General features: G+C 68.7%; 22 protein-coding genes and 1 pseudogene. 15 read left to right on the forward strand and 8 right to left on the reverse strand.

The genetic code is table 11. The annotated features are described in order from the left end of the window. The first annotated feature begins 178 nt into the window (after window positions 1-178). The 9 genes from ACMTAK_RS41320 to ACMTAK_RS41360 all read left to right on the forward strand — a co-directional run bounded on the left by ACMTAK_RS41320 (window position 179) and on the right by ACMTAK_RS41360 (window position 7501). Window positions 179-1072 carry a tyrosine-type recombinase/integrase gene (locus ACMTAK_RS41320; protein ID WP_413810877.1) on the forward strand — a complete coding sequence of 298 codons (894 nt, stop codon included), beginning with the start codon at window positions 179-181 and terminating at the stop codon, window positions 1070-1072. A 187-nt stretch (window positions 1073-1259) separates the two neighbouring features. Then, window positions 1260-2411 (forward strand): site-specific integrase, encoded by a 1152-nt coding sequence (locus tag ACMTAK_RS41325; RefSeq protein ID WP_413810878.1) that lies wholly within the window; start codon window positions 1260-1262, stop codon window positions 2409-2411. Between the two features lie 32 nt (window positions 2412-2443). Beyond that, window positions 2444-3163 (forward strand): leucine-rich repeat domain-containing protein, encoded by a 720-nt coding sequence (locus tag ACMTAK_RS41330; RefSeq protein WP_413810879.1) that lies wholly within the window; start codon window positions 2444-2446, stop codon window positions 3161-3163. A gap of 108 nt (window positions 3164-3271) precedes the next feature. Continuing rightward, a complete protein-coding gene (locus ACMTAK_RS41335) occupies window positions 3272-3733 on the forward strand; it encodes a hypothetical protein (RefSeq protein WP_413810880.1) in 462 nt (153 codons plus the stop codon). Window positions 3734-3777: 44 nt separating this feature from the next. Then, window positions 3778-4392 (forward strand): tyrosine-type recombinase/integrase, encoded by a 615-nt coding sequence (locus ACMTAK_RS41340; RefSeq protein ID WP_413810881.1) that lies wholly within the window; start codon window positions 3778-3780, stop codon window positions 4390-4392. Between the two features lie 48 nt (window positions 4393-4440). Beyond that, window positions 4441-5076 carry a DUF6000 family protein gene (locus tag ACMTAK_RS41345; protein ID WP_413810882.1) on the forward strand — a complete coding sequence of 212 codons (636 nt, stop codon included), beginning with the start codon at window positions 4441-4443 and terminating at the stop codon, window positions 5074-5076. A gap of 72 nt (window positions 5077-5148) precedes the next feature. Beyond that, the gene (locus tag ACMTAK_RS41350; protein WP_413810883.1) at window positions 5149-5679 is read left to right on the forward strand and encodes a DUF6230 family protein; all 531 of its coding nucleotides are present in this window, start codon (window positions 5149-5151) and stop codon (window positions 5677-5679) included. 120 nt (window positions 5680-5799) lie between these two features. After that, window positions 5800-6291, forward strand: a complete 492-nt coding sequence (locus ACMTAK_RS41355; protein WP_413810884.1) for a DUF6114 domain-containing protein — start codon at window positions 5800-5802, stop codon at window positions 6289-6291. Between the two features lie 766 nt (window positions 6292-7057). After that, window positions 7058-7501, forward strand: a complete 444-nt coding sequence (locus ACMTAK_RS41360; protein WP_413810885.1) for a hypothetical protein — start codon at window positions 7058-7060, stop codon at window positions 7499-7501. A 543-nt stretch (window positions 7502-8044) separates the two neighbouring features. Here the strand turns inward: ACMTAK_RS41360 and ACMTAK_RS41365 are convergent. From ACMTAK_RS41365 to ACMTAK_RS41385, 5 genes are all read right to left on the reverse strand, one after another. Beyond that, window positions 8045-9145, reverse strand: coding sequence for a PDR/VanB family oxidoreductase (locus ACMTAK_RS41365; protein WP_413810886.1), 1101 nt, complete (start codon window positions 9143-9145; stop codon window positions 8045-8047). A gap of 23 nt (window positions 9146-9168) precedes the next feature. After that, window positions 9169-10080, reverse strand: coding sequence for a metal-dependent hydrolase (locus tag ACMTAK_RS41370; RefSeq protein WP_413810887.1), 912 nt, complete (start codon window positions 10078-10080; stop codon window positions 9169-9171). A gap of 88 nt (window positions 10081-10168) precedes the next feature. After that, a complete protein-coding gene (locus tag ACMTAK_RS41375; protein ID WP_413810888.1) occupies window positions 10169-11092 on the reverse strand; it encodes an alpha/beta fold hydrolase in 924 nt (307 codons plus the stop codon). Then, entirely contained in the window at window positions 11089-12225 is a 1137-nt protein-coding gene (locus tag ACMTAK_RS41380; RefSeq protein WP_413810889.1) for an MBL fold metallo-hydrolase, read from the reverse strand. The genes ACMTAK_RS41375 and ACMTAK_RS41380 overlap by 4 nt, the downstream gene beginning before the upstream one ends. Before the next feature lie 4 nt (window positions 12226-12229). Then, window positions 12230-13141, reverse strand: a complete 912-nt coding sequence (locus tag ACMTAK_RS41385; protein WP_413810890.1) for an SDR family oxidoreductase — start codon at window positions 13139-13141, stop codon at window positions 12230-12232. A gap of 153 nt (window positions 13142-13294) precedes the next feature. On the opposite strand from ACMTAK_RS41385, the gene ACMTAK_RS41390 reads away from it, so the two are divergent. After that, entirely contained in the window at window positions 13295-13936 is a 642-nt protein-coding gene (locus ACMTAK_RS41390; RefSeq protein WP_413810891.1) for a TetR/AcrR family transcriptional regulator, read from the forward strand. A 304-nt stretch (window positions 13937-14240) separates the two neighbouring features. On the opposite strand, the gene ACMTAK_RS41395 is transcribed toward ACMTAK_RS41390, so the two are convergent. Beyond that, entirely contained in the window at window positions 14241-14639 is a 399-nt protein-coding gene (locus ACMTAK_RS41395) for an integrase core domain-containing protein (protein ID WP_413810892.1), read from the reverse strand. A gap of 232 nt (window positions 14640-14871) precedes the next feature. On the opposite strand from ACMTAK_RS41395, the gene ACMTAK_RS41400 reads away from it, so the two are divergent. From ACMTAK_RS41400 to ACMTAK_RS41410, 3 genes are all read left to right on the forward strand, one after another. Then, on the forward strand, window positions 14872-15975 hold the full coding sequence (locus ACMTAK_RS41400; RefSeq protein WP_413810893.1) for a 4Fe-4S binding protein: 1104 nt from the start codon (window positions 14872-14874) through the stop codon (window positions 15973-15975). Between the two features lie 154 nt (window positions 15976-16129). Then, the gene (locus tag ACMTAK_RS41405; RefSeq protein WP_413810894.1) at window positions 16130-17428 is read left to right on the forward strand and encodes an SNG1 family protein; all 1299 of its coding nucleotides are present in this window, start codon (window positions 16130-16132) and stop codon (window positions 17426-17428) included. A 110-nt stretch (window positions 17429-17538) separates the two neighbouring features. Further along, complete coding sequence (locus ACMTAK_RS41410) at window positions 17539-18108, forward strand: TetR/AcrR family transcriptional regulator (RefSeq protein ID WP_413810895.1); 570 nt, start codon at window positions 17539-17541, stop codon at window positions 18106-18108. A 280-nt stretch (window positions 18109-18388) separates the two neighbouring features. Here ACMTAK_RS41410 and ACMTAK_RS41415 read toward each other — a convergent pair. Continuing rightward, window positions 18389-19475, reverse strand: a pseudogene (locus tag ACMTAK_RS41415) (integrase core domain-containing protein). Between the two features lie 189 nt (window positions 19476-19664). Further along, window positions 19665-20594, reverse strand: a complete 930-nt coding sequence (locus tag ACMTAK_RS41420; RefSeq protein WP_413810896.1) for a LysR family transcriptional regulator — start codon at window positions 20592-20594, stop codon at window positions 19665-19667. A gap of 145 nt (window positions 20595-20739) precedes the next feature. Between ACMTAK_RS41420 and ACMTAK_RS41425 the strand changes: the two genes are divergently transcribed. Further along, complete coding sequence (locus tag ACMTAK_RS41425; protein ID WP_413810897.1) at window positions 20740-22083, forward strand: MFS transporter; 1344 nt, start codon at window positions 20740-20742, stop codon at window positions 22081-22083. Next, on the forward strand, window positions 22080-23636 hold the full coding sequence (locus ACMTAK_RS41430; protein WP_413810898.1) for an N-acyl-D-amino-acid deacylase family protein: 1557 nt from the start codon (window positions 22080-22082) through the stop codon (window positions 23634-23636). The genes ACMTAK_RS41425 and ACMTAK_RS41430 overlap by 4 nt, the downstream gene beginning before the upstream one ends. Window positions 23637-23642 lie beyond the last annotated feature (6 nt).

A 23642-nucleotide genomic window follows, 5' to 3' on the forward strand; every position in this document is an offset into this window, starting at 1 on the left:
TGCCCGCGTACAAGTGAACGTGGCCCTGGCAAGATTTCCGTGAAGCTGGGGTGTGCCACCGTGCGCCGGTGACGCTCCGTCACGGGTAGCGGCGTCGGAGCAGGGCCACGGTGTTATCTGGACGGTTCCCTCTTCTCGGTGACTGTGCGTGTGGGTAGTTGGGCATATGGTTCCGGCCGTGCGTGTCGTGAAAGTGGTGGATTCGGGACCTGGCAAGCCGCAGGTACGTCTGGTCGACGCGTCCGGCGAGCCGGTGCGTGAGGTTGATGAGTTCCTGCGGCTGCTGGCTGTTCGTGCGTACTCTCCGCACACGGTGCGGGCCTACGCCTATGACCTGCAGAAGCTGTTCCTGTTCTTGAGCGAAGCGGGGCTGAGTGCGCAGGAGTTCACGCCGTCTCGGGCGATGGACTTCCCGCATTGGCTGCGGCTGGTCTCCTCCGCACGGCGGGCTCAGCGCCTGGAGCTGGGCGTCGCCAATGCCGAGGGTCGGGTTCTGTCGGCGAAGACGTGCAACCGGGTCATGGCGGCGGTGTCCTCGTTCTACGAGTTCCTGATCGCCAGCGAGTGCTACTCGGGTCGGGACAATCCGATCGTGAAGGTCGTCGATCAGGCGGCTGCCCGGGTGCCGGGACGGCATCGGCCTGCGCTGGACAACGCTGCTCGGCAGCAGCCGGTCCGCCGGGTGCTGCGGGTCAAGACCGTCGAGGCGATGCCGCGGCCGATGTCTGCCGAGGTCTACGCCGTGCTGCAGGGTGAGCTGCGTACCAGCCGTGACCTGGCCTTGCTGGAGGTGATGTGGGAAGGGGGTCTTCGTCCCGGCGAGGTGCTGGGGCTGCAGTTGGGGGATATCTCCTACGGCCGGCGCCGAGTCACGGTGCGAAAGCGGCCCGATCACCCGCGGGGAGTGCAGCAGAAGTCCCGGCGGGAACGGGTCGTGGACCTGCTGGAAGGACGAGCACTGCCGGCGTTGAACGCGTACGTGATGCATGAGCGTCCTGCCGATATCGACAGTCCGTGGGTCTTTCTCGTGGGCGGGCGGGGGCAAGCGCCGCGGCGAGGCGCTCAGCTATGACGGGCTGGTGCGGATGTTCGCCCGGACAGCGACGCGGGCCGACGTCCGCGATGCCTGGCTGACTCCGCACAGCCTGCGCCACATTGTCTCCGCTTAGTTTCCGTGTGGCGATTGACTCCGGCTGAGCAGTTGACCAGGGTGTTTGGGCTTTGCGTTGAGGCGTGTGGTGTTTCTACTGTCAGCGCTCATGATCCTGAACTTCTTCTCGTCCCGGGGCTGGCAGTCCTGGGACGTCGAGCATCGGCCGTTGATCCCGGAGGGGATGCCCGTGCTCATCGACGACGACCTGCGCTTCGAGGACGGTCCGGCTGCGCCACGTCCGGCAGCGGTGGTGAACCGGTGGCTGCGTGAGCTCCCGGCCAGCGGGGCGCCGGCGCCGAGCTCGTGGGAGAACTACGCACGGGTGGTCAAGGGGTGGATGGAGTTCCTGGCCGTACACGGCGTGGGTCTGTTCGACTCGCGGGAGCGGTTGAAGGCGGGTCTAAGCCGGTACGCCGAGCACCGGGCGGCGGGGCCGTTGAAGGCCCGGTTCGCGGCGACGACGTGGGGCCAGCACATGAGCATCCTGTCGTTGTTCTACCGGTGGGCGATCGCCGAGGGGTACGCGACGGCCGAGCCGTTCACCTACCGGGCCGCGCGGGCTCTGTTCGCCGGGACCGGCCGGGAGGTGAGGGTGAATCTGGCGGTCCGCCGCACCCCGAAGCCGCATGTGACGATCAAGTATCTGGAGCCGGACTTCACCGAGCTGTTCCGCAACGGCCTGCGCGGGCTCGCCCCGGACGGCTCCCAGGACACCGGCTTTCATGGGCGGGAGTTGACCCGCAACGCGGCGGTCGGGGACCTGGCGCTGGCCACCGGGATGCGGCTGCAGGAGTTCACCTACCTTCTGCCCTGGGAGATCCCCGCCCTGCCGCCGGAGCCGACCGAGGTTCCCATCCCGTTCCCGGTGCCGGCCGGGATCACCAAGGGCAAGAAGTTCCGCACCACGTGGACCTCTTACGAGGTCCTGGCCGGGTTGCACGACTATCTCGAACTGGACCGGGCGGCGAACTTCTGCTGGTTCATCGACGCGTCCCGCGCTCTCTGCCTCAAGCTGGCCGGCACCCCTACCGCGGACCGGCCGCTGGTCGGGATGTGTGACTCAGCCCGCTGCCCGCAGGCCACCCACCACCCCTGCCACCGGCCCGTCTGGGCCGAGCACGCCGAACGCACCAACGTCTTCCTCGGCCAGCTCGGCACTACCCGCAAGACCGAACGCACCCGACTTCAGGCCGACTACGACCGGGCCCTCCGCGTCGTCTCAGAGATCGACGCTGCAAGACAACTCCCACCAGAATAAGGAAGATCGAGAACTAAATTGGGGGCAATATCATGACAAAAGCATTGAATCTATGGCAGCGCGGTCTCGGAGAGGTGCCGGAGTCGGTCTGGCTGCGGACCGACCTGGAGGTCTTGATCCTCGCGGACAACAGACTGACGACGATCTCACCCAAGATCGGGTCTCTACATCGCCTGCACACGCTGGACCTGGGGCACAACGCGCTCACCGCGGTGCCCAACGAACTGGGTGAGTTGGCAGCACTCACCAACTTCCTCTACCTGCACGACAACCGCTTGACAGAGCTCCCCGAGACGCTGGGACGACTGACGCGGCTGCGCTACCTCAACGTCGGCGAGAACAGCCTCACCGAACTCCCGGAAACCATCGGCGACATGCGCTACCTCGTCGAGTTGCGATCCCAGCACAACCACCTGACCAGGCTCCCCGACACGATCGGCGGCCTGTCTCAGCTGCGTGAGCTGTGGCTCCGCGGAAACGCCCTGCAGCGGCTACCGGAATCCGCCGCCGAACTGACGCAACTGCGTCACCTGGACCTCCGCGAGAACGCGCTGACTGAGATCCCCGAGTCCTTGGTCGAGCTCCCTCTCCTCCGGCACCTCGATCTACGCGCCAATCACGTCAAGAAGCTGCCCGGCTGGCTCGTCCGGATGCCCTCACTGGAGAAGCTGGACCTGCGCTGGAACGACATCGAGCCCGCCCCGCGACTCCTCGACGACCTGGCCCAACGTGGGTGCGTTGTCCTGAAATGACCCAGCACCACATCTCAGCACCACCTTCACAAAGGCACCACGGCGATGCCCCAACTCTGCAGGCAGGTGGCGCCGCCAGTGTCCCACCCGGCCGCGACAGGAGTCACCATGAGGATCAGCGCAACCCAGCGGGCCGAGAACGAGAACCGCGTCCGGGCCGCCATGGACCCTCTCCTGCGCGGCGAGATCCCTTCCGGCGGAAAGTGCGACGTCAAGACCCTCGCCCGCGAAGCAGGCGTCGACCGCACTGCCTTCTATGGCACCCGCCCCTACGCCCACCTCCGCGTCGAGTTCGAACTCCGCCAGAAGGCGCTGCAGCAGGCCGGCGAGATCCCCGACCCGCGCGAAGCCCAGATCGCTCGCCTCAAGGCAGCAAACGCCAAGCTCAACGAGCGGCTGGCCCAGTCAGAGCGGACGATCGACGAGCTCATTGACTTCCGCACCCAGGCCCTCGCTCGACTCGCCGCCCAGCACGAGGAGATCGTCCGACTCCGCGAAGCTACCGCTGGGACGAGCCGAGTCAGCCGCCTTCCGGCACCGCGAACCACCGTGATCGGGACCTGCAGTTGAGACACCCACACGAGTGTGATCCCCATCACCGCCGCGACGGCGGAATGCAACACATCCGGTCGTCTGCGTCGCGAAGGCAGTCACGACGACCGGCCTGCTCAATCGCCACACGAAGTCATCCGCACACGGCCTCTGCGGACACAAGCCATACCCTGGGCACCCAGCTCGCCGAGAAGGGCGCACGCATGCAGACCATCATGAAGGTCCTCGGGCACAAAAGCCCTGGCATGTCGATGACCTACACCCACATCTCGGACCCCAGCGTCCTGGCCGACTACCAGTCCGTCCTTCAACCCGGCGCCGTCATCGCCGGACCGCTCGCCGAAACCCTGCGCGCCGGCCAGATCGATCAGGACGCGCTGGACTGGCTGAAGACCAACTTCTACAAGACCGAACTTGAGCTGGGCCGTTGCCTGCGCCTGCCGCAGGAAGGTCCCTGCGAGTGCGACCTCTACCTGACCTGCGCGAAGTTCGTCACCACACCTCAGTACGCGCCAAGGTTGCGCGAACGTCTCTGCACCGAACGGGAATTGATCGCGGACGCCGAGGCCCGCGGCTGGGCACGCGAGATCGAACGACACCAGCGGATCGCCGACCGCATCTCCAGACTTCTCGACGACCTCGGTGAGCCCTCGGGTGATGCGTACGAGAATCCGTGACCTGGGAACCCACTGGACCGGCCCGTCCGCCGCAGCCAGGATGCGTCCATGCCCTTCCCTGAGCCGATGCCCGACCCGGGAACCGACACCCTCCGCCACTACGTGATGGCCACGCCGAGCCCCAAGACCGGCCGCTACCTGGACCTGCTCCACGGCAACTTCGTCAGGCTGCCCGCCGAGGAACGCGCACAGTTCCTCCAGGCCCTCGGCCTCGACTCGCGGAGCGTCACTGACGCCCAACTCGAATTCATGCTCCAACCAAACTGGCGCTCCCGCATCACCGCGGCATGGTTGATCGGGCTGGACCGCCGTGAGCAGTTCCGCGAGCGCATTGGTGACCTCCTGCTCGCCAGCGAACTCACCTACGCAGGCCAGGGTTACTGCATCGCACTCGCTCTGCTCGGCACCACCGAAGACGCGGTCCTGCTTACCACCTACCTGGACCACTACCTCGGGCGGCCCGAGTGCCGTTACGACCAGGAATGGGCGCTGGGCGCGCTCCTGCACCTCGACGGAACCCTCGGCTCCACGCACGCCGCCGAGTTCCTGGAACCGGACGGACTTTGGAGCCAATGGGCCAACGACCGAAACAGGCTCCCTGAAAAGTTGAGGCAGTACATCGGTGAAATGTGCGCCCTCGCCGACGAGTACGCTCAGCCCGATGCCCCTCCCGGGCACCCCTGACCGAGGGCACTCGATCGGGCGAAATTGCCAGTCTTCTGAGGCGAAACTGTCCAGATAAATGAGGATGACGCGGTGGCGGAGCAGCGGGACTCCCGCGCGTCCGGCCTTGATCCGCTTTTGGAGTTTCAGGTCGGTGATGCGGCCTTCGTTGACGCCGGAGTTGAACGGGGTTACGCCACGGTGGACGTCGCCAAGAACGGCAAGCACGTGCCCGTCTCCGTCTCGTCCATCAAGAACGCGAAGGTAACCGACATGTGCCAGTCCGTCCCGGTGGACATTCCCGTCCTCGGGACCTACACGATGTCACTCAAGGCTGGCGGGTCGGGTACGCCGGTCAAGGCCAAGGATCTGTACATCGACATGACCGACCTCCAGGCCAAGCGCGGCACCTTCAATAACGTCGACATCGGTGTCGCCACCGGATCGATGACCAAGGGTCAGGTCAACCCGAAGGACCACATCGATCGCAACGGCTACGCCCAGCAGGCGGACGCGGTCGAGATCATCGATGCCCACCAGACGGTCTGGGCCACGACTGCGGGAACGTTCGAACTGGCGGGCCTGCACATGGACATCGCGGCCGGCCGCCACGACTGCTTCTGACCTTGCTCCCGCCCCTCCGCCTCCCGCACGCGGAAGCGACCGGCGACTGCGCAGGGGGGGCGGCAGTGCCCCACCGTCCTCGCGGACACCCTCACTCAATTACGACTTGGGAGCTGTCACATGACGAGTTCCGGCGCACCCGCACATCCCCACAGTGACAGCGGCCTCGCCCGCGCTCGCCGGGACTTCCGGGCCTGGCGGCGCACCCGCCCCTTCTGGGCGGGTCTGCTGGTGCTCCTTGCCGCTGCGCCCATCATCTGCTTCCCCTACTTCAACCTTTCCCTGGGCGCCTTGTCCGTGGCGATGTCCACCACCGCGGGGGCCGGATCCCTGATCATCGGCCTGACTTTGATCGTCCTTGGCGGACTCCTCTGGTTCCAGCCGATCATCAGGTTCTTCGGGGGCTGCGTCGCGGTGTTCCTCGGCGTGCTGTCGCTTCCCATTTCCAATTTCGGCGGATTCTTCGTCGGCACGCTGCTCGCGGCGGCGGGCGGACTCCTGGCTCTGGCATGGGGCCCGGTGGACGGGGCCGTGCATCCGGAGGACACACCCGACGGCGCTGAGCGGCTGTCAGTCGCCGTCAGCCGAGAGGGAGGACAGGGGAGTGAGTGACCAGTCGCCCGACACCCACGGCGAGGCCGCAGAACCCCGCTTCGCTCGACCGCCGAGAGGCCGGCACGCCATCCCTTGTACGTCCGCGCTGACACGCCTGCGTCTGCCGGTCGGGAGGGCTCTCGCGCTGACCGCGCTGCCGGCCGCCCTCATCCTGGGCAGTCAACGCATGCCCGAGTCAGCCGACACGAGCGCCACCGCGGCGCTCTCCGTTTCCGAAGAGGGGCCGAGCGGACCTGGAAACCACGGTGTCGACTGTGCCCGTCCCGACGGCACATCAGCCTCTGCGACGGAGACTCCCGCAAGCCCCACCCCCTCCGCTGATCCCCGCACGTCCAGCGCTCACCCGAGCGGGGAGCCCGTCAGGCCTCCGGAGCACACGGACGACGAAGGAGCGGGCAGGCCCCCAGCACCGGCCGTCACTCCCACCCCTTCTCCCAGCACAACCTCCGCCACAACAAGCCTTGCGGACATCCTCGGTCCCCTCTTCCGCGACGACGCCGAGCAGCAAAGCCCGTCACCTGACGCGAGCCCTTCACCCCACGCGAGCCCCTCACCAAGTTCCGCCACTTCGGGGCCCGAGGCCACAGCACCGTCCGGGCTACCCCTGTCCACGACGCCCGCATCACCTGCCCCCCGCCACCGGACCGCCCATACGGCGCCCCGGCCGCAGCCCACCCGAGGAACCGCTCGCACCTGCGACATCAGTGACCTCAAGGCCCCCGAGGACCATCAGGCTGGCCGATTCTCCGCCGAGCCATGGAACATGAAGGGGAGCCGCCTCGAACTGCACGACCTCGTCTTCCATGGCGTGGTGACCGTGAACACGGCCGACGGACCGAAGCGGGTACTCAAGTTCTCCGCGGCGGCTGTCACGGTCCGTGACCTGAAGATGGCGGTACCCGCCGGCCCGCAAATCCAGCACATCGATGGAGCGCCCGGTTCCACGTCCACCCTCCGGGGCGACGACATCACCATGTACGTCGAAAGCCTGACAGGCGCCGTCTCCAGCGTCGAAAACCTTCCCGCACCACCCGTCCTCCGCCTGCACCTCACCCCGGACACCGTCCCGGAGTGGCTCTACGAAACGATCGGCAAACTCGGTCTCAAGCTCCAACTCGGCCTGGACGACGCCGACATCGACCAGGCCGGACAGACAGGCGGAAAACTCGCCATCCCGGGGATCCACGGGTACGGAACGCCTCACTGAAGCCGGGCGCAAGCGGCTGTGGCTGGTCGTGGTCATGGATCACGACACGTGGCCGCGGGGCTGTGTCGCGCGCAACGGTGGTCTGCTGGTGCAGCGGTGCAACCGCGGCCATGGTCTGTTTGTCGGGGGCGGGTCGCGGCACTGGCAGCGGATGCGGCGGGCGATGTGCTCGGTCCCGGCGACGGGGCTGTCTTTCATGCGCGAGGCGTGTTCCAGGGGCGGGGCGGAGGGCACCAGGCCATGCAGCGAGGCAGCCGACACGAGTGCCGGGTGCGGGACGCGCCACTTCGGCCACGGTGCCATCCGCGACACCGGCGCGGGAAGCGTCGGAGATTGGGGTGAGGATCAGCCAAGTGATGTCCCGGCCACCGTTCGCGCTGCGCCCGGTGGCCGGGCTGGTGGCTCGACTTGCCGCGGATCTGGCCGGTGTCCCAGATGGGCCGTCTCACCGTTCAGGCAGTGCGTCGCGCCTGGGTCGGGTATCAACCCTGCCGCTGAGGTTCCTCGCGGCGACGGCCGCGCTCTACGGGCGCTCGGCCTTCGTCACACCTCCAGCACCAACCGCTCTCCTTCCGGTGCACGTGAGACGCAGGGCAGCATGGCGCCGGCCGCACGTTCGGTGGCGGTGAGCCGGCGGTCACGATGATCGACACGGCCATGGGCCACCCGTACCCGGCAGGTGCCGCAGAACCCCTGGCGGCAGGAGAACGGCAGGTCCGGCAGGGCCTCGTGGAGAACATCCAGGGCGGAGCGGTCATACGGCACTGGCAGAACCCGTCCGGTGTCGCTCAGTTGGAGTTCGAAGGGACGGCCGTCCGCGATCGGGGCCGGGGCGAAACGCTCGAAGTGCAGGGCCGGCGCGCGGCTGTCACCCAACGCGCGCCGAATGCCGTCGATCATGGGTGCGGGACCGCAGCAGTACACCGCATCCGCCACCGGGATCGAGCTCAAGAGATCGGCTGCTTCGGGTACGCCGGACTCGTCGTCGGGACGGATGGAGACCCGGCCAGGGGCCGCGGCCGCGAGTTCGGCCAACTCTGCCGCGAAGGGCATCGAGCCGCGGCTGCGGCCGGTGTGCACGAGCCTCCAGTCCAGCCCGCGTCGGGCGGCTTCCCGGGCCATGGGCAGGATCGGGGTGATTCCGATGCCGCCCGCGATGAGCAGGATGGATGCTTCGGCGGCGAAGGGGAAGGCGTTCCGGGGCCTGGTGATGGCGACCCGCATACCCTCCCCGAGGGCGTCGTGTACCTCGGCGGAACCGCCTGCGCCGTTGGCGATGCGGCGCACCGCGATGCGGTACCGGTACCGGTCGGCGGGGTCGCCGCACAGGGAGTACTGCCGCTTGCGGCCGGAGGGCAGGTGCAGTTCGATGTGGGCGCCGGGCTGCCAGGGCGGGAGTATTCCCCGGTCGGGTGCTGCCAGCCGCAGGGAGACGACATCCTCGGCCTCTTGGCGCTTGGTGGCGACCACCAGTTCCCGGATCACGGGCATCTCGGTGGCCGACGGGCGCCCAGGCGGAGTGCTGCGCCGCGCGAGGCGCGTGACCGCGTGGTCGCTGAAAGCCGCCAGCTTCTGCATGAAGGAGTCGATGCGCGATCTGCCGTACAGGTCCGGCGGCCGAGTGACGGGTGTGCTGATGTCCATGGGGTGCCTTGCTGGTTGCCGGGTCATCGGGCAGCGGCTCGGGCAGCGGGGGACGCCGCCAGGTAGGCGACCGCCTGCTGGGTCGAGCCCTCCTGGGCCGGGTGGTAGCCGGGGCGGAAGTAGCGCAGCACCGAGCGGGCGAACGCGCCCGGCGGGGGCAACAGGTCCTTGCGGGCCGCGGCCAGGTAGTCGCGGAAGCGGACCTTGACCCGCTCGTCGAGTTCGGGGTCCGCGCTCATCAGGAAGCGGACTCCGCGGATCCACAGCCGGGTCAGTATCGGAGCGGTGACGAGCATGCCGACCACGCGGCGCCGGTAGCGGGGATCGAGGTGCACCAGCAGGTCGAACGCGACCGAACGGTGTTCGACCTCCTCCGCGCCGTGCCAGCGGAACAGATCGAGCATCGTGGGGTCCGCGCCGGACTGGTCCAGGTGCCCGTTGTTGAGAATCCAGTGACCCATGTACGCGGTGAAGTGCTCGAAGGCTGCTATGAGGGCGAGCCGTTGGAGGAGGTGCGCGTGGGTGGCGGCCGGTGTCAGCTCCGGCCGGTCTCCGAGCACCCTGCGGAAGATCCATTCGGACTGCAGGGTGTATGGAGTCGGGTCCAGCCCCTTGGTGAGCAGGTGCTCCAGGACCTCCTGGTGCGCCTCGGCGTGCATCGCTTCCTGGCCGATGAAGCCGCGTACGTCCTCGCGCAGCCGGTCATCGGTGATCAGTGGCAGTGCCTGCTCGAAGGTGCGCACGAACCAGCGTTCGAGTTCGGGGAGCATGAGGTGGAGCACATCGAAGGTGTGGGTCGCGAAGGGCTCACCCGGCAGCCAGTGCAGCGGGGTGGTGCCCCAGTCGAAGGTGACGTCCCGTGGTTGCAGTACCAGGTCGTGGTGGTCGATGGGCTCGGACGGACGCTCCGGGTGGGCATGTGCGGCTCGGAACATGGCAGGTTCCTTCTTCAGCGATCGGTGTGTGCGCGAGGGGCGGTCAGGCAGTCGTCCAGTACTGCCGGCCTGTTGGGCTGCTGGGCTGTCAGATCGGGTGCGCGGTGTGGTCCGGAGTGCGGCGGGAGCCGTCTTCGACGCGGTGAGCGAATTCCGCGATCCTGGACGCGATCTCCTCGGGGTGGCTGAGCTGTACCCAGTGCCCGGCGTCGATGGGGCGCCGTTGTATCTGGCGCGTCCAGTGCTCCACTCCGTACGACAGCACCGGGGTGACGCAGAAGTCGCGGGTGGGGATGATGAGTTGAACCGGGACGGTGGTCGGGCGGTCCCGGGGGCGCAGCAGGCGGGGCAGCATGTTGGCGCGGTACAGCGCAGTGCCGGACACGGCGTCGCGGGTCAGCGTCGGCGCGGGGTAGGGGGTGTTGCCGGGTACGCCTTGGGAGCCGGTGAGGAAGGTGCGCCAGCGGTGTCCCAGTGCTCTCCAGGTCAGGGCGGGCAGGAGCGGAAGATGGAAGTAGGCGATGTACCAGGACCGTGCGGCCTGCCGCAGCATCTTCGGCAGATCCGGATGCCGCGGCCGGAGGCGGGCACGGATCAGGTGGCCGACGTGGTCCAGGCAGGGTCCGGAGATGGAGGTGAACGAGGCGATCCGCCCGGCCAGGCGGGTGCCGGTGACCGACTCCCAGGAGTGGATCGATCCCCAGTCGTGTCCGACCAGGTGCACCGGACGGTCGGGGCTCACGGCGTCGAGAACCGCCTCCAGGTCGGCTTCCAGGCGGGACATCCGGTAGGCGCGCAGACCCCTGGGCCGGTGGGAGGCACCGGCTCCCCGCACGTCGAAGGCGGTGACGTGGAAGCGGTCGGCCAGGCGCTCGGCGACGGGGCGCCACACCGCGCTGGTGTCCGGATAGCCGTGGATCAGCACCACCGCAGGAGCCGTGGACGCTCCCCAATGGTAGGCGGCCAACTCCACGCCGTCCGCGGCGATCCGGCGGGCGGCCGGGCCGGTCATCGGCCGCCACCGGCAGGGGTCAGTTCGCCGTAGTTCAGACCGCCGTGGAAGAAGCTGGGCAGCACCGGCCAGTGCCGCTTGAAGGGGGCAAGCTCCGAGGAGGGCAGGATCTGCAGCCAGCGCGGATCGCGCCGGCTGGGGTCGGCGAGGGTCTTCTCCTTGACCATGGAGTCGTACTGGTCGAGAGAGTCCTCCAGAGTGTTGGCGTTGGGCACCACCTCATGGCCGTAGAACGCGGCGTGGCGGCGCACCCCGGGGATGCGGGAGAGCTCGGGCTGCCAGTTGTCGGCCGAGATGCCGTTCTCGGAGGAGACCCACACCCCGTCGGGGGTGTTCAGCACCAGGGAGTGGTTGCCGTCCGTGTGACCGGGGGTCCACAGCAGGCTGACGCCGACACCGAGTTCGACATCGCCGTCGAAGGCGGTGACGCGCTCGTCCGGCACCCCGTCCATGCCTCCGTCGACGTACCAGGCCCACTGCATCGGATGCGTCGATTCGAAGGTGCCCAGCTCCCTGCGGTGCACCAACAGCCTGGCGCGCGGGAACAGCGCATCGCGGGGCGCCCGTTCGCCCGGAATCGTGCTGGTACTCCCCATGATCATGCGCACGTCCTGGACGTGCAGGTGGTCGAAGCTGACGAAGTCCACGTCCTCGGGTCGCAGGCCGCAGGAGGGCAGGACGGTGTTCGGGTCCTGGTAGAAGCGGGCGAAGACGTGCTCGGTGAGAAAGTCCCCTGCCAGCCGCTTGAGCTGGGCGTAGAACGGCGCTTGAGCCGTTCCGGCGGCGACGGTCGGCTCCCACACGAGTGTTTTCGGCTCACCGTCGAAGCCGTCGAACTGCACGACAAGCATCCGGTTGACGATGCTCACGAACGGGTTGACGGCGAGTGCGGCGCCGTGGAAGCCGAACCGGGTCGGGTACGGAGCGGCGGCGATGTCAAAACTGCGGACGGCGTGGATCCGGCCCTGCTGGACGAACCGCTCACGGTAGGAGGCCGCCGCACTGCGCACGGCGCGCAGCCGGTCACCGCGGGGCCATACGTCGTGGACACCTTCGAATTCGGGGATGGGACGCAAAGCGGCGGCGTCCGGGGCCTTCTTCGCGCTGGGCGCCGGCTTGGGCGTGGTGGTCACGGGCTCATCCTTCGGGCAGGCGGGCGGTCCGGGTGCGCTGCTCGTAGGCCGCGCGGACCGACCGGTCGGACAGGGCGGCGCGCTGGTCGGGGACAAGGAGGTGATGCAGGGCGTCGCGGGCACGGCCCGGCAGCAGCGCGGCCAACCGGGTCAGGGCGGCAACCTGGCGTGGAACGAAGACCTCGAACCGCGGGCGCAGCACGACGTCGAGCACCGCGTCGGCCACCTGGTCAGTCGTCAGGCGCCGGGTAGGGCCGGTCGTGGTGCCCATGGCCAGCTCGGTCTCCACGACGCCGGGCATCACCAGGGACACGTGCACGCCGGTGCCGCGCAGTTCGGAGCGGACGGCTGTGCTGTAGCCGTGGAGGGCGTGCTTCGTCGCCGCGTAGGTCGCCTCGCCGGCCGGGGCGACCTTGCTGGCGGCGGAGGCGATGTTCACCACGTGGCCGCGACCGCGTTTCCGCATCCCCGGGATCACGAGTTTCATCCCACGCAGTACGCCGTGGACGTTGACGTCGAACTGGCGCAGGGCGGCTTCCTCCGGTTCCTCCTCGAAGGGGCCCACCCACATGATTCCGGCGTTGTTGATCAGTACGTCGATCGGCCCCAGCTCGGTCTCGACCGTGCGCAGGAAGTCATCGAAGGAATGGGTGTCGGTGACGTCGAGAGACAGCCCGAGCAGCCGGCCACCGGGACGTGCGCCGATGGCGCCGGCCGTCTCCCTGGCAAGCTCCGCGTCGAGATCGCCGATCGCTGTCGCGGCTCCGGCCGCGGCGAGCCGTGCTGCGACGGCACGCCCGATCCCGCGGCCCGCCCCGGTGACCGCGATCACTCGGCCGGTCAGCGGTTGTGTGCGGGAGAGCTCCTCGCCGTCTCTCCGGCCGAACCTGTACGGGTGTTTGGGCGGTGCTGCCACGGTCGAGCCCCTTCCTTGCCCTGAGCACGAGCGGACCGCTGAGCGGCAAGCCGGCCCCCGCACGCTTCTGACACGTTGGCGTGTCAGATGAACTGACACGCTAGAGTGTCAGTTCGGAGCAGACCGATGTCAACACCTCTGTGAAGGGGAAAAATGACCGGCATACAGACCGCCGGGCGGCGCTACGGCGGGCGTGAAGCGGCGCAACGGCAACAGGAGCGCCGCACCCGCCTCATCCAGGCGGGCCTTGACCTGTTCGGCACGTCCGGATACGCCTCGGTCTCCGTCAAGCAGGTGTGCTCGCATGCCGGACTGACCAAGCGCTACTTCTACGAGTCGTTCCGCGACCGCGAAGACCTTCTCGCCGGGGTCTACAACGAGCTGATCTCTACGATCCAAGCAGAAACCGCGCAGGCCGCAGCCGCTGCCGCACCCGATGTCGACGCCCAACTGCGCGCCGGCCTCGAGGTGTTCATCCGCACACTGGCCGGCGACGCCCGCATGGCCCGCCTGGTGCTCATCGAGGTCGTGGGCGCCAGCCCCCGCCTCGAAGTGCGCCGCCGTGAGGTCCTGCACGAATTCGCCGCAATGGTCGCCGCCGTCGTCGGACCGCTCCCCGCCCCGGAAGCCTCCTCCAACCTGGTCACCATGACCGCGATGAGCCTCGTCGGCGGAGTCAACGAACTCCTCGTGGACTGGACACTCGGCCACCAGAACGCCACCGTCGAAGAACTGCTCGACCTGTGCCACACCCTGTTCACCGCGGCCTACCGAACCATCAGCGATCAGCGCTGATCACGCAGGCCCGGATTCCTTCAGGAGCTTTCCGCACCGGACGGCAGCCCACGGCCCCTGTTTCAGCGGCCCGGCGCACTCGGCGGCCCCGTTTCGATCAGGCAGGCTGGCGAGAACCATTGCGCAATGAACGCAGGTGCGGCGCACCTGCGGGCTATCGACTGTCGGCGCGGGTTGTGCGCATCCACCGTTCGGCGGACGTCGTTTGACCGCGGGCTTTGTGACGGAGCCGGGATGACGGCTGTGTCATTGTCGGCGAAGACGGCCTTGAGACGCCCTTCAGGGACAGCCGAGGTCGTCGCGCTCACCGTGGCTGCCCCCGTACTCGACTGAGTGGCCCTGGCAAGATTTCCGTGAAGCTGGGGTGTGCCACCGTGCGCCGGTGACGCTCCGTCACAGGGACCACGGCGTCGCTGCCACCCCCAAGCACTACGTCGCCAACGACTACGAGACCGAGCGCTTCACCGCCAGCACCGAGGTCTCCCAACGCGCCCTCCGCGAGCTCTGTCACGTTGGTTCTCGGTACTGCCTGATCGTCGTCGAGGGGAGGCCGCTGCTGTCGGGCTCGGTGCGGGCGATGGTTGTTGTAGTGGCAGGCGTATGTGCCGAGCACCCGTCGAGCGTGGGCTTCGTTCAAGATCAGCAGATGATCGAGGACCTTGCGTCGGAGCGTCCCGATGAGCCTTTCGCGGTGCGCGTTCATGCGCGGGGACTGCCGTGCTGTCGTTCCCGCACCGCAGCTCCGGATGTCCAGCGTGTCCAGAACTGTAGGTTCACGCGCCCCGCGGCGTCGGCGCTTGGGGGCGTCGCGGTGTGGTCGGGAACTGTCCCCCGCTTGGGCTTGCGTGCCGAAACTGATCGGTTTACGGTGGTGGAAACTGATCGGTTTCTCGCCGTGGGGGCGAGTGTGAAAACCAGACTCACCAGGAGATCGGATGACTACCGCGCGCGACGCCGATCGGCAAAGGCCGGATCCGGCGCTTCCGGCGAAGCTGGCCGCGCACCCGTCGGTGCAGGCCGTACTCGCCCGGCGCAGGGTCGGTGAGGACGCAAACCCGCCCGCGGTGATCGACGCGGCCTGGCTGCGCGAACTCTGCCTGGCGGCCGGTGCGGACGACGCGGCCGCGGTCAGCTTGGACCACGCCGACCTTGTCGGCGAGCGGGAGCACGCGCTGGCCGCGTTGCCCGGCACGCGCACCCTGATCGCGATGGTGGTCCGGATGAACCGCGACAACTGCCGCTCCCCGGCCCGCAGCGTGGCCAACCAGGAGTTCCACCAGGCCGACGAGCAGGCCAACCACGCCGCTCGCAGTGTCACCCAAGCATTGCAAGACGCCGGCTACCGCGCGCTCAATCCGTCGGTCGGCTTCCCCCAGGAGATGGACCGCTTCCCCAATGAGCGGATCTGGGTGGTGGCGCACAAGACGGTCGCGGTGGCCGCGGGGCTCGGCGTGATGGGTCTGCACCGCAACGTCATCCACCCCACGTTCGGCAACTTCATACTGCTGGCCACCGTCCTGGTGGACGCCCAGGTGAGCGAGTACGGGCAGGCGCTGGACTACAACCCCTGCATCGACTGCAAGTTGTGCGTCGCCTCCTGTCCGGTCGGCGCCATCAGCAAGGACGGAGACTTCGACTTCCTCGCCTGCACCACGCATAACTACCGTGAGTTCATGAGCGGGTTCACCGACTGGGCGCAGACCGTGGCCGACAGCCAGGACGCCGCCGACTACCGCTCCCGGGTCACCGATTCCGAGAGTGCCTCCATGTGGCAGAGCCTGGCCTCTCCGCCCGGCTACAAGTCCGGTTACTGCCTGGCCGTCTGTCCCGGCGGCGAGGACGTCCTGGGCCCGTACCTGGAGGACCGCCGGACCTTCATGGACACCGTTCTGCGACCGCTCCAGGAGAAGAAGGAAACCCTCTACGTCCTGCCGGGCTCACACGCGCAGGAATACGCCCAGCGCCGCTTCCCCCACAAACCGGTCAAGGAAGTCACCGGCGGCTGGCAGCCCCCGGCGAAACGCCCCGCATCCTCCTGACCCGGTGCACTGCGTCCACGCCCGTACTCGGTCGCTCCGGCGTTCTGCGGCGGTCGCATGCGCCGAGGGTCGAACATTCCAAGGGGCGTCGGCCTGCAAGGACGCAGTCCGGCCTCCTCCCGGTGTAGCCGTGTTGTCCAGACCGGAGTAAGTCATGAATGGAATGCACCCCTTCCGCGTCCTGCGAGCCAAACCCCTGTGGATCGTCAACGCCGTCATCACGGGTGTCCTCGCGCTGCTGTTCACTGTGTTCTACGTCGGCGCCAACATCGATCCGGCCGATCATGCGAAGAAGCTGCCCGTGGGTCTGGTCAACGCCGACGCGGGGGCCGCTGTCGGTGGCAAGCAGGTCAACCTGGGAGCGCGGATCACCGGGTCCATCAAGAAGTCCCCTACGGACGAAGGCAAGATCGACTGGAAGGTGATGGACGAGAAGGAGGTGAAGGAGGAACTCGGCGAGGGCAAGCTGTATGGCGCGCTCGTCGTGCCCGGCAACTTCACCTCCTCCGTCACCGCACTGACCAGCACCGCAGGCGCCAAGAGCCCGGTTCGCCCGACGCTGACGGTGCTGACCAACCAGTCCGCCGGCAGCATGGGCTCCAGCCTGGCTCGGACGGCTTCGACTGCGGCGGCCGAGAGCGCCTCGCTCCAGGTGGGCAAGGAACTGACCGCGCAGAGCGGGGCGGGGCAGGCGAAGCTGCCCGCCGCGGCACGCGTCCTGCTGGCCGACCCGGCCGCCGTCACGGTTGAGGACGGCCATCCGCTCGACTCGCACAGCGGCCTGGGCCTGACCGCGTTCTACTACGCGCTCGTCCTGGTGGTCTGCGGCATGCTCTCCGCCAATGTCATCAGCGGCCAGGCGGACCACGCCCTCGGCTACACCCACAACGACATGGGCCCCGTGCGCCTGCACCGTCCGCTGATCCGGGCGACCAGGGCGCAGACCCTGGCCATCAGCAGCACGCTCATGATCGGTCTGTCGCTGCTGATGGGCACCATGGTCATGGTGGGCGCGGTCGGCATCATGGGCATGGACGCCTCCCACCTGCCGCTGCTGTGGCTGTACTCGGTGTGCGCCATCGCGGTTTCCGGGATCGGTGCGCTCGCCCTCCTTGCCGTGTTCGGCACGCCCGGCATGCTGGTGGTCACGCTGGTCTTCATCGGGATGGCGGTGCCGACGGCCGGTGCCACCACTCCCATCGAGGCGCTGCCGGGCTTCTACCGTTTCCTCGCGGAGTTCGAGCCGCTGCGGCAGATCACCGGCGGTGTCCGCTCGATCCTCTACTACGACGCCCAGGCCGACGCCGGCCTGGCCCGGGGTTGGGTGATGATGGCTGCCGGTCTCGGGGTGGCCGGGCTGTTCGGCTTCGGTGTGACGGGCTGGTACGACCGCAAGGGGCTGCACCGCATCCCCGCCGAGACGAAGCCTGATGGGACCGCCGTCCCGGTGTAGCGGAACGTCGCCCCGGGCGGGTTCGGCTGTGCGTGGCGCGGGACATCGCCCCGACACACCTTGGAAACCGATCGGTTTTTAATTCAATGAAATCGAGTTACCCTCCCAGTATGACCACCGAGGTGAAGTCAAGTTCCCGAGAGCGGCTGCTGGAGGCGGCGGCCACGCTCACCTACCGAGACGGTGTCGGCATCGGTGTCGAGGCGCTGTGCAAGGCGGCGGGGGTGTCGAAGCGCTCCCTGTACCAGCTGTTCGACAGCAAGGACGAACTGCTGGCGGCGAGCCTGGAGGAGCGCGCCTCCGCCTTCGTGGCGAAGCTCTTGCCCGCGGCGGACGATGGCAGCTCACCCCGCGATCGGATCCTGCGAGTCTTCGAGAACGTGGAATCACAGGCGGGTGCTCCCGAGTTCCGAGGCTGTCGGTACTTGGCGGTGCAGATCGAGCTCAAGGATCAGAGCCACCCTGCGAGCCAGGTGGCGCACCGGATCAAGGGAAACCTGACGGCCTTTTTCCGTGCCGAGGCCGAAGAGGGTGGCGCGAGCGATCCGGACCTGCTGGCCCGGCAGCTCAGCCTGGTCTTCGACGGCGCCAGTGCCCGTGCGGGGATCGGGGCCGACAACCTCACGGGGCTCATCGCGCCCACTGTGGTCACCTTGCTCGATGCGGCAGGCATGCGGTGACGCATCGGCTCATCGAGCAGGCCCGGTGACTGCTGTGCGCTGCGAGTGAATGCCTGTCCCCGGCAGCCGGAGCAGCTCTCACGGCCTCACCTTCCCGGCGCTCGGGGGAAGCCCGAGAGGCCGTAACAGTGTGGATCGCCCTGCACCTCGGCGGTTGCCGCGATGGCATATCCGGTGCGTAAGCATTCGCGTTGGAGGGTGGGTCTACTCGCGGCCCTTCCGCCTCCGGCCGGCGATGCGGCCCGGTATCGTGTGGGGCTCGAATAATCATCGCTCCTGGTCAAGCGGCATGTCTGTACTCGTTGATTACGCCGCCGAGGATGCGGGTGCGCAGGACTCTGCGGCTGGCCGGCTGCAGTGCCGGAGGTGGTTGTCCGTGAGCTTGGGGAGGTAGTTGGCATCGGGCCCGGTTGGGGGCGGTGCGCGTTGTAGTGCCTCTGGTATGTGGCCAGGACATGGCGCGCGTGAGCTTCGTCGAGAATGAGTATGTGGTCCAGGAGTTCTCGGCGGAGGGTGCCGACCACGCGTTCGCAGTGGGCGTTGGCCTTCGGTGCGCGGACCGGTGTCTTGATGATCTCGGTGTCCTCGGCCTGGAACACGGCGTCGAAGGCGTCGGTGTACTTGCTGTCGCGGTCTCGGATGAGGAAGCGCGGCGAGTCCATGCGTATGCCCAGGTCGGTGGCGAGGTTGCGGGCTTGCTGGGTGGTCCAGGCCGCGGTCGGGTGTGCGGTGACGCCGGCGATGTGCAGGCGTCGGGTGTGGTGCTCGAGGAAGATCAGGGCGTACAGGCGTTGCGGGCTGATGGTGTCGATGTGGAGGAAGTCGCAGGCGATCAGGCTGGTGGCCTGCGCTGAGAGGAACTCGCGCCAGGTTGGGCCGGTGCGGCGTGGTGCGGGGTCGATTCCTGCGGTGTGGAGGATCTGCCAGACGGTCGAGGCGGCGATCGGGTGTCCGAGCCGGGCCAGTTCACCTTGAATCCGGCGGTGGCCCCATCGGCTGTTCTCGCGGGCGAGGCGCGGTACGAGGTCCTTGACGGCGGCCTGCGTGGGCGGCCGTCCGGGACCGCGGCGTCGTCGGGAGTAGTCCCATCGGCGGGCGACGAGGTTGCGGTGCCAGGCCAATAGCGTGCTGGGCGCGATGGGGAGAACCTTGGCCCAGCGGTGGCGGGGGAAGAGTGAGGACAGGGAGGCGAACCACAGGCGGTCAGCGGGTTCGTACCGTACTCGACCTTGTATCTGCCGTCGTAGCACGGCGTTTTCATGGCGCAGGACGAGAAGTTCGGCCTCCTTCGAGGTGTCCCGCCGCAGAAGCACCGCCGGGACGGCGAGAAGGCGTCGAGTCACCTGGTACAGAAGCGACACGATCACCCCATCATGGTCGCAGCTCTCTGCACGCTGGGTGGGGCGTTTGACCAGCAGTGATGAATAACCGAGCCCCACACGCCACCGCGTTCCGTGTCCGGCTCCCTCTCCCTGCCGCGGCGCCTCATCCAGCCTGATGCGACGCTGGCTTGGTGGCGGCATTTCCGGTTCCGGAGTCCGTGTCGACCACGGCGATCACGGCACTGCGAGAACGCGCGGTGCGTCGCGACGGTCCGCCGCGGCCCGCCACAGCATGTCGCCGATCCGCTCCACGGCGCCCACACCGGCACCCCGGCGCCACACGAACAAGAGCGGGGACGTGGCACCGCCACCCGCGAGCGGAACGAACCGCACGCCGGGCCGCGGCGAGCGGGCCACCGCCGAGGAGACCAGAGCCACCCCGTCACCGGCCGCCACCAGGCCCAGCAACAGTTCCGTCGCGGTGGCCTGGTAACGGATGCGCGGGGTGAAACCGGCCCGCGCGCAGCCGTCGAGGAGTACCGGAAGCAGACCTTGCCTGACGTCCCGCCGGTACACCACGAAATCCTCGTCGGCGAGGGCGGACCACGCGATGGGTGATCCACCGTGCGGATGCGCGGACGGCAACGCCATGACCAGCGGGTCGTCGAACAACGGCCGCACCAGGACATCGGCATCGGCGGTGACCGGGCCCCGCACCACGGCGCAGTCCAGCTCGCGGGCGCGCAGCCCCGCCAACAAGTCGGATGTGTCACCCTCCCGCAGTTCCCACTCGTCCTGTGGATGTGTATGGCGGATCTCGTTGACGACCGAGGGGAGCAGATCGAGGGCGACCGCCTCGACGCAGCCGAGCACCAGGGCGCGGCGGAGCCCGCGGGCCACATCAGCCGCCTCCTGGACCGCGCGGCCCCAGGACGCCAGCGTCCGGGCCGCCTCGGCGCGCAGCACCTCGCCCGCGGGAGTGAGCGCGACGTGGCGCGAGGTGCGGTCGAACAGGGGGACGCCGACGACCTTCTCCAGCGCCCGCACCTGCCGGCTCACCGGTGGCTGGGTCATGGCCAGCCGCTCGGCGGCGCGGCCGAAATGCAGTTCCTCGGCAACTGTGAGGAACACTCTGAGCTGCTGGAACGTCGGATCCATTCCCATTCGGGAATGAATAGCACGCCAAGAGGAATTGGACAACGGTTTCCGCCGGTCCGAAAGTGGAGCAACCTTCGGACCGCAACACGACGGGGTGTACGGCGAAGGGGATCCCGCTCTCTCCTCGATCTTCGGCAACCGTGGAGCACCCATGCCATCCTCAGCCCCCACCACACCGCCCGGTACGCCTCCGAGCGTCCGGCGCCCCCTGCTGGCCGGAGCCGCCGGCAACTTCGTCGAGTGGTTCGACTTCGGTGTCTACGGCTTCCAGGCCACCGTCATCGCCACCGCGTTCTTCCCCGGTCACGATCCGACCGCCGGGCTGCTGGCGACCTTCGGCATCTTCGCCGTCGCCTTCTTCATCCGCCCCGTGGGCGCCATCGTCCTCGGCCGACTCGGCGACCGAGTTGGCCGTCGCGCCACGCTCTCCCTGGTGGTGCTGATGATGTCGGGCTCCACCGCTTTGGTCGGGGTACTGCCCACCCACGCGTCCGTCGGGACACTCGCCCCGGTGCTCCTGCTCGTCCTGCGGCTCGTGCAGGGCTTTTCCGCGGGCGGCGAGTACTCGGGTGCCTCCGCCTTCGTGGTGGAGTACGCACCGCGCGAGCGCCGGGGGCTGTACGCCAGCGTCCTGTCGATGTCCACCAACGCGGCGTCGCTGTGCGGTCTCGGCCTGGCCGCGCTGCTGACGCAAGCGCTGGGCGACACGGCGATGCAGTCGTGGGGATGGCGTATCCCGTTCCTGCTCGCGCTGCCGCTCGGCCTGGTCGGGCTGTATCTGCGGCTCCGGGTCGACGACACTCCCGAGTTCCTGGCCCTGCGGCGTGATGCCGAGGTCGAGTCCGCCCCGCTGAAGGCGACGTGGCACGGTCAGCGGCGGGCTATCGGCGTGGTGTTCGGCGTGGTGACGTTCAACGCGGTCGCCTTCTACGTGCTCGGCAGCTACTGGCCCACCTACCTGACGAGCGTCGTCGGGCTTCCCCGGACCACCGCGCTGTGGTCGTCGGCCGCCACCTATCTGGTGCTCATCGCTCTGGTGCCGGTATTCGGCCACCTGTCGGACCGGTACGGGCGGCGTCCGCTGATGACGTACGCGGCGTGCGGCCTGACGCTCCTGGCCGTACCCGCCTTCCTGCTCTCCTCGGTCGGCGGATTCTGGCCCGCCTTCGCCGGTCAGCTGCTGTTCGTGTCCGTCGCGGGCGCGACCGGGCCGGTGGTGACGGTGTTGCTGGTGGAGATGTTCCCGACCAATGTCCGCTACACGGCCTCGTCCATCGGCTACAACCTGTCGTATCTGGTGTTCGGCGGCACCGCCCCCTACGTGGCGACGTTCTTGATCTCCCGTACCGGTTCGAATCTGTCCCCTGCCGTGTACATCACCGTGATCGCCCTGGTCTCGCTGCTGGTCATCCGGTTCTGCCTGCCGGAGACCGCGCCTCGCGCGGTGGAGCCGGCGGCGGAGACCGCCGGCTCCGGGGCGGTGACCACGGCGTGAACGAACTGCTTGTGGCCGGGGCCTCGGTCGTGGACGGCACCGGCGCGCCGCCCTTCGCCGCCGACGTGCTGGTACGTGGCGAGCGGATCGAGGCCGTCGAACCGCCCGGCAGCGTCGAGCCGGCCGGGCGGCAGGTACTGCGGGCCGGCCCGGGGCAGGTCCTCACGCCGGGGTTCGTGGACGTCCACTCGCACAGCGACAACGCTCCCCTGCACCCCACCGTCGATCCATCCAAGATCGTCCAAGGGGTGACGACGGAGGTGGTCGGCAACTGCGGCTTCTCGCTCGCCCCGATCGGCGACCCCGGCGCCTTCGCCGGTCTCGCCGAGCAGGTGTGGCCACCGCTGTCGCCCTCCTGGCGTGACCACCAGGGGCTGTTCGCGGCCGCCGAGGCGGGCGGCCACGTCACCAACCAGGTCCCGCTCGTCGGACACGGCACCCTGTGGACCGCCGCCCAAGGCGACCCCACCGTCATGCGCCGGATGCTGCGCGAGGCGCTGGCGGCGGGCTGTTTCGGGATGTCCACGGGGCTGGCCTACGCACCGGGTGCCGCCGCGGACACCGGACACCTCCTGGAAGTGTCCGCCGAACTCGGCGAGGACGACGTGTACGCCACGCATCTGCGCAGCGAGGGCGCCGGACTCGACACCGCGGTGGAAGAGGCGTTGACGGTTGGCCGCACGGTGGGCTGCCGAGTGCAGATCTCGCACATCAAGGCGTCGGGCCCGCGGCGCTGGGGACGGCTGCCCGCCGTCCTGGAGCGGCTGGACGCGGCCCGCGAGAGCGGCCTCCGCGTGGGCCAGGACGTGTATCCGTACACCGCGTCCTCCACCATGCTCTCCGCCGCCCTGCCGCCCTGGGCCCATGAGGGAGGCTCCGAAGGGCTCCTCGCCCGGCTGGCGGACCCGGCCGGCCGGGCGGCGATCCGCGCCGCGGTCGAGGGTGGCGAGGACGGCTGGGACAACCACGTGGCCGCCGTGGGGTACGAGGGGATCACGGTCGCCAGCACGGCCTCGGGAACCCACGACGGACTGCCGCTGCCGGAGGTCGCCGACCGCCTGGGCTGCGATCCCTTCGAAGCGCTGGTCCGCGTAGTGGCCGGTGAGCGCAACCGCGCCAACATGATCGTGGAGTGCATGGATCCGTCGGACGTGGCCGCGGCGCTGCGCCACCCGCACACCACCATCGGCACGGACGCCGCCCCGCCCGGGTTCGGCGGCCATCCGCATCCGCGGGCGTACGGCACCTTCCCGCGGGTCCTCGGCCGGTACGTCCGGGAGGAGCGCCTGCTGACGCTCCCCGAGGCGGTGGCCGCCATGACCTCCCGCGCCGCCGACGCGTTCGGCCTCGGCGGGCGCGGCCGCGTCGTCCCCGGAGCCTTCGCCGACCTGGTGCTCCTCGACCCGGCCATGGTCGCCGATCTGGCCACGTACCGCACCCCTGTCGTGTCCCCGGCCGGTGTGCACACCGTGCTGATCGCGGGCCGCGAAGCGGTCCGGGCCGGCATGCCGACCGGACTCCGGGCAGGCCGCCGACTGGAGCCGCTCCGCTGACAGTCG

The organism is Streptomyces lacaronensis (assembly GCF_047337785.1).
Lineage (GTDB): Bacteria > Actinomycetota > Actinomycetes > Streptomycetales > Streptomycetaceae > Streptomyces > Streptomyces lycopersici.

Bases quoted from the DNA above. Each gene is read 5' to 3' on its own strand.
- ACMTAK_RS41365 (WP_413810886.1), bottom strand. From the start codon at position 9,145: ATGGACATCAGCACACCCGTCACTCGGCCGCCGGACCTGTACGGCAGA.
- ACMTAK_RS41335 (WP_413810880.1), top strand. From the start codon at position 3,272: ATGAGGATCAGCGCAACCCAGCGGGCCGAGAACGAGAACCGCGTCCGG.
- ACMTAK_RS41325 (WP_413810878.1), top strand. From the start codon at position 1,260: ATGATCCTGAACTTCTTCTCGTCCCGGGGCTGGCAGTCCTGGGACGTC.
- ACMTAK_RS41355 (WP_413810884.1), top strand. From the start codon at position 5,800: ATGACGAGTTCCGGCGCACCCGCACATCCCCACAGTGACAGCGGCCTC.
- ACMTAK_RS41410 (WP_413810895.1), top strand. From the start codon at position 17,539: ATGACCACCGAGGTGAAGTCAAGTTCCCGAGAGCGGCTGCTGGAGGCG.
- ACMTAK_RS41330 (WP_413810879.1), top strand. From the start codon at position 2,444: ATGACAAAAGCATTGAATCTATGGCAGCGCGGTCTCGGAGAGGTGCCG.
- ACMTAK_RS41395 (WP_413810892.1), bottom strand. From the start codon at position 14,639: ATGAACGCGCACCGCGAAAGGCTCATCGGGACGCTCCGACGCAAGGTC.
- ACMTAK_RS41390 (WP_413810891.1), top strand. From the start codon at position 13,295: ATGACCGGCATACAGACCGCCGGGCGGCGCTACGGCGGGCGTGAAGCG.
- ACMTAK_RS41425 (WP_413810897.1), top strand. From the start codon at position 20,740: ATGCCATCCTCAGCCCCCACCACACCGCCCGGTACGCCTCCGAGCGTC.
- ACMTAK_RS41360 (WP_413810885.1), top strand. From the start codon at position 7,058: ATGAAGGGGAGCCGCCTCGAACTGCACGACCTCGTCTTCCATGGCGTG.
- ACMTAK_RS41340 (WP_413810881.1), top strand. From the start codon at position 3,778: ATGCAACACATCCGGTCGTCTGCGTCGCGAAGGCAGTCACGACGACCG.
- ACMTAK_RS41345 (WP_413810882.1), top strand. From the start codon at position 4,441: ATGCCCTTCCCTGAGCCGATGCCCGACCCGGGAACCGACACCCTCCGC.
- ACMTAK_RS41400 (WP_413810893.1), top strand. From the start codon at position 14,872: ATGACTACCGCGCGCGACGCCGATCGGCAAAGGCCGGATCCGGCGCTT.
- ACMTAK_RS41420 (WP_413810896.1), bottom strand. From the start codon at position 20,594: ATGGGAATGGATCCGACGTTCCAGCAGCTCAGAGTGTTCCTCACAGTT.
- ACMTAK_RS41375 (WP_413810888.1), bottom strand. From the start codon at position 11,092: ATGACCGGCCCGGCCGCCCGCCGGATCGCCGCGGACGGCGTGGAGTTG.
- ACMTAK_RS41370 (WP_413810887.1), bottom strand. From the start codon at position 10,080: ATGTTCCGAGCCGCACATGCCCACCCGGAGCGTCCGTCCGAGCCCATC.
- ACMTAK_RS41405 (WP_413810894.1), top strand. From the start codon at position 16,130: ATGAATGGAATGCACCCCTTCCGCGTCCTGCGAGCCAAACCCCTGTGG.